The 10,672-nt window shown below is 66.8% G+C and carries 13 protein-coding genes; 5 read left to right on the forward strand and 8 right to left on the reverse strand.

The genetic code is table 11. The annotated features are described in order from the left end of the window. The first annotated feature begins 282 nt into the window (after positions 1–282). Positions 283–705, forward strand: a complete 423-nt coding sequence (locus GFD30_RS25570; RefSeq protein WP_153027975.1) for a hypothetical protein — start codon at positions 283–285, stop codon at positions 703–705. Positions 706–837: 132 nt separating this feature from the next. Continuing rightward, positions 838–1,809, forward strand: coding sequence for a phosphotransferase (locus GFD30_RS25575; protein ID WP_153027976.1), 972 nt, complete (start codon positions 838–840; stop codon positions 1,807–1,809). Here the strand turns inward: GFD30_RS25575 and GFD30_RS25580 are convergent. From GFD30_RS25580 to GFD30_RS25600, 5 genes are read right to left on the reverse strand one after another with little or no spacing between them, the layout of a single operon-like run. After that, positions 1,806–2,258: a hypothetical protein gene (locus GFD30_RS25580; RefSeq protein WP_153027977.1), complete on the reverse strand. Its 453-nt coding sequence runs from the start codon at positions 2,256–2,258 to the stop codon at positions 1,806–1,808. The genes GFD30_RS25575 and GFD30_RS25580 overlap by 4 nt on opposite strands. An 11-nt stretch (positions 2,259–2,269) precedes the next feature. Continuing rightward, entirely contained in the window at positions 2,270–2,842 is a 573-nt protein-coding gene (locus GFD30_RS25585) for an EndoU domain-containing protein (RefSeq protein ID WP_153027978.1), read from the reverse strand. 10 nt (positions 2,843–2,852) lie between these two features. Next, the gene (locus GFD30_RS25590; RefSeq protein ID WP_153027979.1) at positions 2,853–3,350 is read right to left on the reverse strand and encodes a WXG100-like domain-containing protein; all 498 of its coding nucleotides are present in this window, start codon (positions 3,348–3,350) and stop codon (positions 2,853–2,855) included. Next, positions 3,350–3,682 (reverse strand): WXG100 family type VII secretion target, encoded by a 333-nt coding sequence (locus tag GFD30_RS25595; RefSeq protein ID WP_153027980.1) that lies wholly within the window; start codon positions 3,680–3,682, stop codon positions 3,350–3,352. The genes GFD30_RS25590 and GFD30_RS25595 overlap by 1 nt, the downstream gene beginning before the upstream one ends. Continuing rightward, on the reverse strand, positions 3,679–4,107 hold the full coding sequence (locus GFD30_RS25600) for a YbaB/EbfC family nucleoid-associated protein (RefSeq protein WP_153027981.1): 429 nt from the start codon (positions 4,105–4,107) through the stop codon (positions 3,679–3,681). Before GFD30_RS25600 ends, GFD30_RS25595 begins: the two co-directional genes overlap by 4 nt. Positions 4,108–4,269: 162 nt before the next feature. Here GFD30_RS25600 and GFD30_RS25605 point away from each other — a divergent pair, with 162 nt between their 5' ends. Further along, complete coding sequence (locus GFD30_RS25605) at positions 4,270–5,085, forward strand: class I SAM-dependent methyltransferase (RefSeq protein WP_153027982.1); 816 nt, start codon at positions 4,270–4,272, stop codon at positions 5,083–5,085. A gap of 86 nt (positions 5,086–5,171) precedes the next feature. Here the strand turns inward: GFD30_RS25605 and GFD30_RS25610 are convergent, their stop codons facing one another. Then, positions 5,172–5,348 (reverse strand): DUF397 domain-containing protein, encoded by a 177-nt coding sequence (locus GFD30_RS25610; protein WP_153027983.1) that lies wholly within the window; start codon positions 5,346–5,348, stop codon positions 5,172–5,174. After that, positions 5,345–6,154: a DUF5753 domain-containing protein gene (locus GFD30_RS25615; RefSeq protein WP_153027984.1), complete on the reverse strand. Its 810-nt coding sequence runs from the start codon at positions 6,152–6,154 to the stop codon at positions 5,345–5,347. The genes GFD30_RS25610 and GFD30_RS25615 overlap by 4 nt, the downstream gene beginning before the upstream one ends. A gap of 884 nt (positions 6,155–7,038) precedes the next feature. On the opposite strand from GFD30_RS25615, the gene GFD30_RS25620 reads away from it, so the two are divergent. Next, positions 7,039–7,329: a hypothetical protein gene (locus tag GFD30_RS25620; RefSeq protein WP_153027985.1), complete on the forward strand. Its 291-nt coding sequence runs from the start codon at positions 7,039–7,041 to the stop codon at positions 7,327–7,329. Between the two features lie 93 nt (positions 7,330–7,422). On the opposite strand, the gene GFD30_RS25625 is transcribed toward GFD30_RS25620, so the two are convergent. Further along, a complete protein-coding gene (locus GFD30_RS25625; RefSeq protein WP_153027986.1) occupies positions 7,423–8,433 on the reverse strand; it encodes a hypothetical protein in 1,011 nt (336 codons plus the stop codon). Positions 8,434–8,514: 81 nt separating this feature from the next. Here GFD30_RS25625 and GFD30_RS25630 point away from each other — a divergent pair, with 81 nt between their 5' ends. Further along, entirely contained in the window at positions 8,515–10,155 is a 1,641-nt protein-coding gene (locus tag GFD30_RS25630) for an FAD-binding dehydrogenase (RefSeq protein WP_153027987.1), read from the forward strand. Positions 10,156–10,672 lie beyond the last annotated feature (517 nt).

A 10,672-nucleotide genomic window follows, 5' to 3' on the forward strand; every position in this document is an offset into this window, starting at 1 on the left:
TGACCGGCCTCGAACAGCGACACCGCAGCAGCACGCTCCTGCTCGGTCAACGAACTATACGGATGCAAACAACAACTCCCCGGAAGCGGAACCGAATTCTCAGTCCAACTTCCGGGGAGCAGTTCAAATCCCGCCGCGCCCCTTCGCCGTCACCGCCCGCGGCAATCGTGCAGCTGCAGGATTCCTCCTCAAGTCGCGAAGGTTACCCGTAACCCGAATCTCGTGTCCTCGTTCTTCCTACAACCCACCTTTTGTGACCCCACGCGGAAGTTAGGAACTCGAATGTCGATCGAGTACAACGAACTCCTCGCCATGCTGATGGAGACCCGCCCCGAATTCGCCACAGAGCTGTACAACTTCACCGACGGGCCCGACCTTCCCGACTACGACAGCATCACCGTCAGCCGCAGAACCCTCGCCTTCCCCGGCCGCCTCCGCGTCTGCGTGGCCGCCGCCTACGCCAAGGGCGGCGAGCGCATCATCGCCATCCTCTTCGACGCCGTCCTCGAACCCGATCCGGCGCAAGCGGAGTCGTGGCTGCAGTTCATGACCGACGCCCAGCGGACGCTGAGCTGCATGGTGGCCTTCGTGGTCCTGTGCCGCGACGCCAGGACCGCCCGCTGGGCACTGACCTACAGCGAGGTCGGCGACATCGGCTGCTATGTCCTGCCCGTAGTGGTTCCCTCGCTGCTCGCCAGCGCCTAGAATGGACTCGGCCCTCGCCGTCGTCCCCACCACGGCTGCGAGGGTCGCTTCGCACCCGCTCCCCGCGCCGGGGACGGCGGGGGCCGCGAATTCCGATTGCGCGGCCCGCCGGGCGGCGGACAGAATCTCCACATGTCCCGATTCGGCGAAACCGTCCCGTACGACGCCACCGCGATCCGCACCGGTTGGGAGACGCTCCCGGAGCCGGTGCGCGCCTGCGTGATCAAGGAGCTCGGCGGCGAGCCGGCCGAGATCCGCATGGCCGGCGGCGGCTTCAGCGGCGGCTTCGCGGCCCGCGTCCGGGCCGAATCCGGCGCCGAGCTCTTCATCAAGGCCGCGGGCGCCGACCGGTCCTGGGCGCTCGCCGCCTACCGCCAGGAGGCGCGCATCAGCGCCGCACTTCCCGATGGCGTCCCGGCGCCCCGGCTCGAGTTCGCGGCGGACTTCGACGACTGGACGGTCCTCGGCTTCGAAGCCGTCCCCGGCCGCGCCCCGACCCTCCCGATGGCCCCGCGCGACCTCGACCTCATGCTCGACGCGTGGGCCCAGGCCGCCGCCGCCCTGACGCCGGCGCCGCAGGCCCTGCTCGACCTCGGCGTGCGCGCCGACCCGATCGACGACAAGCTCCGCCAGTTCACCGGCGTCGCCTCCGGCACACAGCAGCCGTTCTTCGTCCCCGAGGCCCTCGCCGGCCGGATCGACGACCTCGCGGCCCTCGAAGCGGGGATCGACGAGGCCATGGAAGCCGACGCGGTCATGCACTTCGACCTGCGCCCGGACAACATGGTCCTCGGCGCCGACCGGGCCTGGGTGTGCGACTGGAACTGGGTCCAGGTCCACTCGCCCTGGTTCGACACCGCGTGCTTCCTCATTGCGGCCCATGGCGACGGCCACGACGCCGACGCCCTGTTCCGGGCGCATCCGACCGCCGCCGGGGTCGCTCCGGAGGAGCTCGACACCGCCCTGGCGTCGATCACCGGCTACTACCTCGGCGAGTCCGCGGGCGACCTCATCCCGGACGTGTCTCCGTACATCCGCAAACACCAGCGGTGGAGCGGCCTCGCGGCGGCGGACTGGCTCGCGCGGCGGCGCGGCTGGAGCTAGGCGGGTCCTTCGAGCGGGATGCCGAGCCGGCCGCGGTAGGGGTGGCGCAGCTGCCAGGTCTGCTCCCACTGGAGCAGGTCGGCCTCCCATTCGGCGAGGTCGGGCCGGAACCGGCGCTGCCCCTCCCGCTCGGGGAGCGCGACCAGGAACGCCCAGTAGTCCTCGAGGGCCGCCCGGACCGCGTCCACGGGGTAGACCGTGGAGTCCGGGTCGCCGAAGTTCGAGGCGATGGTGACGCCGTCCGGCTCGAAGGCGACCGCGAAACCCTCGCTGTCCCACGGCGCGAACGGCTTGTCCCCCTTGCCGACCTGGTCGGCCATGGCGAGCGCGTCGAGCAGGACCCCGAACCGGCGGCCGACGTCCCAGCACACCCAGGAACCCAGCATCCGCTCGCCGGGGGCGGGGTCCACGGGCGCGGTGCCGCCCTCGGGGTCGTGTCGGTAGCGCATTGCTCGACCTCTCATCGCCTCTTGCCCTTGCGGTCGGACGGGACGTCGTCCTGGTTCGCGTGCGGGTAGCCGTGGGTGTACCCGGGCTTGTTGTTGTCGTAGAAGCCCGTGATCCTGACCCCGTTGCTGTGGCCGATCCACGAGTTCGGGTTGGCCGGGTCGGGGGCGCTGTTGCGGTACGCGCGGGAGATGGCGTCGTTCACCTGCGACGGCGTCCAGTCGTCGGGGAAGAACGTGGAGATCCCGTTGTTGCCGGCCTTGGGCTGCCAGGTGCCGTCGGGGCGCTGGTATCCCGGTCTCGCCTCGTAGACGCCGTTGTTGCCCACGGGCCGCTGGCTGCCGGGCTCGATCCGACGGCCGTCCCAGTCCTTGCCGCCGGGGCGGTAGTGGTAACCGGTGCCGCCGTTGTGGTTCGGTCGCATGTCGCCTTTGAGGGCGTGGATCAGCCGGTCGACGTCGATCTGGTTCGCGTTGTTCTGCCGGATGCGCGCGTTCCGGCCCTTCGCGCCTTTGAAGAACTCGTCCGCCTTGGAGACGATGGTGGCGCCCCGGCCGCCGCGCCCGCCCTTGCCCTTCTTGCCCACGTGTCGCCTCCTAGATCTTTGCGAGAAGCTGCGAGATGACCTGGTCGACGATGGTGTCGACGATCCGGCGGGTGATCTGCTGGAAGATCGGGACCTGCGCGAGCGAGGCGCCGAAGGTGAAGGCGGCCTGGGCGATCGCGAGCGCGATCTGCACGGCGAGGATCGCGAGCTGCACGATGATCATGATCTTGAGGGCGAGCACGAGGGCCGAGCAGACCATGAGCCCCGAGCCGCCGATCATGGCGCCGGTGGCGCCCTGCGTGAGCGAGTCGGCGGGGCCGTCCTCGCTCTCCCACCAGGCTTTGAAGGCGTCGATGTCCTTGCCGATCTGGTCGGCCCAGGCTTGGGCGGCGCTGGTGGTGGCCTGGCTCTCGATGTCGGTGAGCTTGCCGCTGAGGTCGCACCAGGCCTGGCCGGACTGCATGAGGGCGTCCTCGTTGGAGGACGGCCATTCGTGTCCGATCACACTGAGCAGGGTGGCGAGTTCGGACGGGATCATGAGCGCCATCAGCTGCCGCCTCCGATCTCCCCTTGGAGGCCGGCGAAGAGCTTCGCGATCGCGTCGTCGGCGGCCTGGTGCTGGACGCCGAAGTCGCGCACGTCGAATCCGGCGTCCGCGAGGGACTGGACGGCGTCTTCGAAGGTCTCCATGGCGGACTCGTAGATGAGCTGGTGCGCGTCCCCGATGAGCCCGCCGATCTCGTCGCCGCCCGCGGCGTCGCCGATGCCTTCGATGGTGGCCCGGAACTCCTCGAGGGCCTGGGCGAGCTGCTCGGAGGCGCCTTCGATGCCCGTGCCCGCCTTGTCGAGCTGGTCGGGGTCGATCTGGAGTTCGCTCACTTTTCGCGCCTGCCTTCCGCCGCGGCGCGCGCGACGCCGGCGTGGGCCTCGGTGATGCTCGCCATGAAGCCCTGGAGCTGCTTCATCGAGGACTGCTGGATCTCTTCGAGCCTGCTCGACAGTGCGGCGAGGTCGACGTCGGCGGGTTTCGCGGCCTGTCCGCGCGCTGCGTCGAGGGCTTCGTTGACGGCCTTGGTGATCTCCTTGGAGAGCTCGTCCGGCTGGAGCCGGTAGGCGCGGATGTTGGTGATCTCGACGGTGACGCCGCCGTTCAAGGACGCCGTGGCGATGACACGCCCGTCGGCGGCCTCGGCCCGTGCGGACTCCGCCCCTAGGGCCTCCTGCGCTTGCTGAGTCGCTTTGGCGGCGTCGATCACCTGCGAAAGCGCCGTGCCGATGTCCGAGGGATCAGTACCAGTGCCCATGAAATCCACTTCCGTCTCTGGCCGCGAGCATGCGTCATATATACAGCATTATTTCCGGTTGCGCCGCACTGGAAGCGGGACCATGCTCCCACCTCACATTACGCTCTCGATATTCGAGAAATGCATCCCACATTCTAATACCTCTAGGGTACGTTGACCCGCATGGCGAATGAGACCGCGAAGTACATCCACGGCCACCACGAGTCGGTTCTGCGCTCGCACAACTGGCGCACCGCAGACAACTCGGCGGCGTACCTGCTGCCGTACCTCAAGACCGACCACACGATCCTCGACATCGGTTGCGGCCCTGGCACGATCACCGCCGACTTCGCGGAGATCGCCTCCGACGGCCACGTGACCGGCGTCGACTACGTCGCGGAGATCCTTCCACGAGCCGAAGCAGCCGCCAAGGAGCGCGGCCTGACCAACACCAGCTTCGAACAAGCCGACGTCCACGGTCTCCGCTTCGACGACGACACCTTCGACATCGTCCATGCCCACCAGGTGCTCCAGCATGTGAGCGACCCGGTCCAAGCGCTGAGGGAGATGCGCCGCGTCGCCAAACCCGGCGGCCTGATCGCGGTGCGCGACAGCGACTATGCCGCGTTCACGTGGTTCCCCGAGTCGCGGGGCCTCACCGACTGGCTCGACCTGTACGAGACCGTCGCCCGAGCTGCCGGCGGCGAACCCGACGCCGGCCGCCGCCTCAAGTCCTGGGCCCTCCAGGCCGGCTTCCCAGAATCCGCAATCGAAGCGACCTCTTCCACCTGGACCTTCACCGACGAACCCGACCGCACCTGGTGGGGCTCCCTCTGGGCCGACCGCAGCCTCCACTCCGACTTCGCCAAACAGGCCCTCGACGGCGGCCACGCCACTCCCGCACAGCTCCAAGCAATCTCAGAAGCGTGGACCGCCTGGGGCGAAACCGCTGACGCCTGGCTGATGATCCCCCACGGCGAACTCCTCTGCCGGGCCTGAGCTGCCGAACAAAACGCCTCGGGCCGATGAGCAAAACTCATCGGCCCAAAACATGTAGTCGGCGTGTCAGCACCGGATTCAGTAAATTAGCGCTCCACCAATCGAAGCAGACTAGCGAAGTCCGCGGTTCCTAGCTTGAGAACCGGGGACTCCTCGCCGAGCTTGCTGTCCCTGACTTGGAACCCTGCGACGTCGCCTCGTGCTTCCACACAGTTGTCAGCGTCGCCGCTGCGGCTGGACTTCCGCCACCCGTTCTGACTCATCGTCTGAACTCCTTGATCGTCCTCGCCTGGCCGAGACCCACCTCAAACCACTGCCGACATGCCAGCACCGGCTCGGCCGCCTCCACGAATCGGGACTCGCCAGGAGCCTCGAAGTAGACAAGATCAGGGTCTCTTTCGTCAAGGAAGGATAGTACGCTGAACGGCGCTGTCAGCCTCGGATGCGGGCCGGTTTCGAAGGGCAGGTAGGCGATACTGATGTTCGGCCGCTCGTTCAACTCACACAAGCGGGCGAGCTGCTCCTCATCACAGCCGTTATGAAGCACTGCCTCATGGAGCAGTGCACGGATCTGGACGGCATCGCCTCGCGCTTCCAACTCGTGCTGGCGGCGTAGTCGCAGCTCGACAAGCTTTTCGGCGTCCGAACGCCCACGGTCGGGATTCTGCTCGTGAACTCTCCGAATGTAGCGCTCGGTCTGAAACAGACCCGGCACCAGGACGAGCTCGTGCAGATCCAGCTTCACTGCGATCTGTTCGAACCCCAGGTATGGGCTGAACCCTGACTTCACCAGCGCCTCGGCGGATTCTGCAAAGCTGGTGTCGTCGAGGACATCCCAGAGACGCTGCAGTTCGAATTTCTTCTGAGTGGTCGCCTCGAAAAGGTCACAGAGCGCTCCGATCACCGGATACGTGAGATTGGTTCGCTCCCCCTTCGCCAGTCGAGCGTATGTCCGCGCCGAGCCGCAGATCTTCACGAGCCTGATGTCGTTGGTGAGTATCCCGGCTGCGTATCGCATCTTGTCAAGCTCACGCCCGATCTCCCGACGGAGAGCCTTCGCATCTGCCATTCGGTCAGTATCACACGAATTCATTGCGGCACAACCGCCACGAAACGAAAGGCAATTCTGATCGGCAGTACGCCGACCAAGACTGCCGAACATAGGCGACCAACATTTCCGCCCTGCCCTGACCAGGGGTTTTGCCCTTGATTCTCATGCCGCTCGGGATCTACCTTCGTTCTGTCGCAATCGCGCATCCGAAGGGCCGACGAACCGGAGGCAGACATGCAGTACCCGAGCGTCCAGGGAGACCGCCGACCATCGCCGGCTCCTCAAGAGACCGAAATCGGCATCACGGTCTTCGGCTCGACGTGCATTCGCTGCCTCCTCGACCCCGACTGGGGCTCGGTGATGTGCTTCCGCATCGCTCCGGGAGAACTCTCCACCTATATGGGTGTGCTGACCGGACCTGATACCGCGAGTTCGAACCTCCACTTGGTCTCCGAGTTCCGATGGCGCTTCCCGACTCCCGAGGTCCGTGAAAGCCTCCGCCAGACGGTCCTCGCCCTCTACCGCGGTTGGAGGGACCAGCGATGACCATGGACTCGCACACGTCGCCACGCCCGATCCCTGGCGAGCACAAGTCGGACGGCGGCATCCCGCCGTGGTGCCCCGCCTGCACGGCGCACTACCGCTGTCCGATCCGCTTCCCGTGCAGCACCTTCCGCAAGAGTGTCGCTACCAAAGACTGACCCGATCCGGTGCCACAAGTCGCGGGTTCCCGCAGGACACACGCGCCGGCACCGAGGGCCGCGCTCGGCAAGGTGAGGCCGAGCGCGGCCTCTTTGTCGTCTACCTCACTCGAACATCAAAACTGTCGGTGGTCGTCTCTACACTTTCCGCAACCAGGCAGGCGCAAGCCTCACAACTACACAGCACCAATAGGAGGCACGATGTCCACAACCGAACTCGACAACCTCGCCGAGGCGATCACGACCTTGGCTGGAGCTCGCAACCGCATCCCCCTCCCCACCCTCCTCCGAGAGACAGCGCTCAACATCCTCATCCTGTCCCGCATCGCTTCGAACCGAATCCCGGACAAACTCCGAAAGGAAGACATAGAAGCCGCCGCGGATCACCTCATCTCGCAACTTCGCCACGTCGCTTGGGAACTCCCGCCGCCTCCCCCGCTCGAATCCCCGTCGCCACCCGATCCGAGCCCACCCCCGCCGCCGGACCGGTAGGGACGCGCCAGCGCGCACGCGGAGGAGCCGATGCCTGGGATGATCGGGCTTCGGCCTCCCGACCCCTACGGGACCGGGCGCTCGAAGCAACCCTCAATCTTCCCGGACACCAGCGCCGATAGGCCAGCCGATGAACTTGCCGTTTTCCTCATACACAAGGGAGATGCCCACCGATGCAATGAGATCCCTTAGGTCCTCGTTCGGGGCTTCTGGCAGCAGAATCGCGACCGATTCTGGCTTCGGGACCGCGTGGCGTCGGTAGTCGAATAGCTGCCCGATCGCAAGCCTGATCGAGTTTCTGTCAGTCCTGCCCTTCGCCTCATACAGCACTTTGTTGGTCACGTCGAACAGGTCCGTGAGGAGTTCTGAGGTCAGCCCTTCAATACCGAGCTCGAATCGCTTGACCTCGTTGCCGTGACTTTCGAGGTGCGCCCGGAAGCGATCAGTGAGGTCTGCCTCGCGTCGTCGAGCTGACACTGCACCGGTTGGCTTGCGAACGATTGGCGCTGCCGCGTTTCGTTCTGGGTCGACAAGGCGACTGGTGTTCTCGCGAAGTACCCGGAGTTCTCGCTCAGGATGCGCGTCGAGGTAGACCTGGCCTGGCGGGATTACCACCGGTTCAACGGCGGGATCTGCCACCGGCCCCAGCGGTCGAAGCTGGAATACCATCACGGTCCGCTTCCCGCCGTCGCCGTCGGGGATGAGGCGCTCGAAGTAGGGCCGACCCTCATCAAGTTCGTACTCGCCGAGATACTTGTGCAGCTTCGTGTCAGTGCCTTTGACCCGGCCGGCCGCTTGAAACAGTCGGATGGTCCGGCCTTGTTCCTTGTGATGGAGCAACCGATAGTTGTCGGAGCCCTTTGCAAAGTGCTGGTCACCGTCGTCGCCTGCTCCCGTGTACCACACCAGCGGCCCGTAGTCGTCTCGCAGATTCAAGGTGTCGTGGTAGCCGTGCTTCTCCCCTACTTCGGGATCGGTGTAGACGAGGACATTCTTGGTTTTTGCGCTCGGGGCGATACCGCTTTGTTTCGAACCGCCCCATGTGGCGACAAGCTCTGCGCGTGTGTAGTAGCGGCCGAGCTCGAACTCCTTGTCCTCAGTCATCAGCTGCCGTAACCTCCTGGATCAGGGCCGTAAGGGGATTCTTCAGCTTAGGGCACCAGAGCGATCGAGAGGGTTCGGGCGATGGACAGTGACGTCGTTGTCGTCGGGGGCGGGTTGGCCGGGTTGGTGGCCGCCTCTGAGGTGGTGCGGTTGGGGAAGACGGTCACCGTCCTTGATCAGGAGGGATCGCAGTCGCTTGGCGGGCAGGCGTTCTGGTCGTTCGGGGGGTTGTTCCTCGTGGACTCGCCGGAGCAGCGGTTCATGGGGATCAAGGACTCCCGCGAGCTGGCGTGGCAGGACTGGCTCGGCACGGCGGGATTCGATCGGCCGGAGGACGCGTGGCCTCGCAAGTGGGCGGAGGGATACGTCGACTTCGCCTCCGGCGAGAAGCGGGCCTGGCTGCACTCGCTGGGAGTGCGGTTCTTTCCCGTGGTCGGGTGGGCCGAGCGCGGGGGTTATACGGCCGAGGGGCACGGCAACTCCGTGCCGCGGTTCCACATCACGTGGGGCACCGGGCCCGGGATCCTCGAACCGTTCATTCAGCGGGTGAAGCAGGCGGCTCGGGACGGGAAGGTGCAGCTCAAGTTCCGGCATCGGGTCGACCGGTTGACCGTCACCGACGGCCGGGTCACCGGGGTCTCCGGGACCCTGCTGGCACCCGACGAGTCCGCCCGAGGTGTTTCGAGCACACGCGAATCGCTCGGGGAGTTCGAGATCGAGGCCGGGGCCGTCATCGTCGCGTCCGGAGGCATCGGCGGTAACTTCGAGCTGGTCCGCAAGAACTGGCCGAAGAGCCTCGGGGCCGCGCCGAAGCGGTTGATCTCGGGGGTTCCCGCGCACGTCGACGGGCGGATGCTCGGGATCGCCGAGGACGCCGGCGCCGAGCTCATCAACCGGGACCGGATGTGGCACTACACCGAAGGCATCGAGAACTGGGACCCGATCTGGCCCCACCACGGGATCCGGATCCTGCCCGGGCCTTCCTCGCTGTGGCTGGACGCGACCGGGCGGCGGCTGCCCGCCCCGCTGTTCCCCGGCTTCGACACGCTCGGGACCCTGGAGTACATCGCGACCACGGGCTACGAGTACACGTGGTTCGTCCTCACGCAGAAGATCCTCGAGAAGGAGTTCGCGCTCTCCGGTTCGGAGCAGAACCCGGACCTGACGGGCAAGAACGTCAAGCTGCTGCTGAAGCGGGTCCTGCCCGGTGCGCCGGGGCCGGTGGAGGCGTTCAAGAAGCACGGTGCGGACTTCGCCGTGGCGGCGACGCTGCCGGAGCTGGTCGCGAAGATGAACTCGATCAGCGGGGACCACCTGCTGGAGTACGAGACCGTCCGGGCCGCCGTCGAATCGCGGGACGCCGAGATGGACAACAAGTTCACGAAGGACCTGCAGGTCACCGCTCTCAGGGGCGCCAGGAACTACCGGGGCGACAAGCTCATCCGGGTCGCGTCGCCGCACCGGCTGCTCGACCCGAAGGCCGGGCCGCTCATCGGGGTGCGGTTGAACATCCTGACCCGGAAGACCTTGGGCGGCTTGCACACCGATCTCGACGGGCGGGTCCTCAAGGCCGACGGGGAGCCGCTGCCGGGGCTGTACGCGGCCGGCGAGGCGGCCGGGTTCGGCGGGGGCGGCATGCACGGGTACCGGTCCCTTGAAGGCACGTTCCTGGGCGGCTGCCTCTACTCCGGACGGCAGGCCGCGAGGGGCGTGGTGAAGTGAAGGAGCCGGAGAAGCAGGGCCAGTGAAATAGGTCACGAGCCTGCTCGGCCTTGATCGTTTTCAGTGTCCGGAATGTCGCCGAATCGGGAGGAACCAGGCGCAGCGGGCCGGGGACGGTGTCGCACGACCGGTCTAAGGTGGGCGATAAGCGGCCTTCCTCACCCGCGAAACCGAGCACTCCTCGCCTACCGGGCGTGGTCCGCTAGCATCCAAGGTTCCGCGGGTGCCGGCCGGACCCATCACCCTTCGGCAGCGCTCGCCGCAGCCGACTCGGACCACGCACCGAGGAACGGCACCTCACAACTCGTGGATGGTTGAGCATGAGCGACGTTTACCGCCCCTCTCCGGGCAATTCCGCCGGACCTCCTGCCGGACCTCCCGCCGGGCCCCCGGCAGGCCCGCCCCACGGGCTGCCCCCGGGCCCGCCTCCCGGCCGGCCGAGCCCGCCGCCTCCCAGCAGGCCGAGCCCGCCGCTCCAGGGCCGCGTGAGCCCGCCGGGCCGCGTCGGTCCGCCGCC

The organism is Glycomyces albidus (genome assembly GCF_009451885.1).
Classification (GTDB): domain Bacteria; phylum Actinomycetota; class Actinomycetes; order Mycobacteriales; family Micromonosporaceae; genus Glycomyces; species Glycomyces albidus.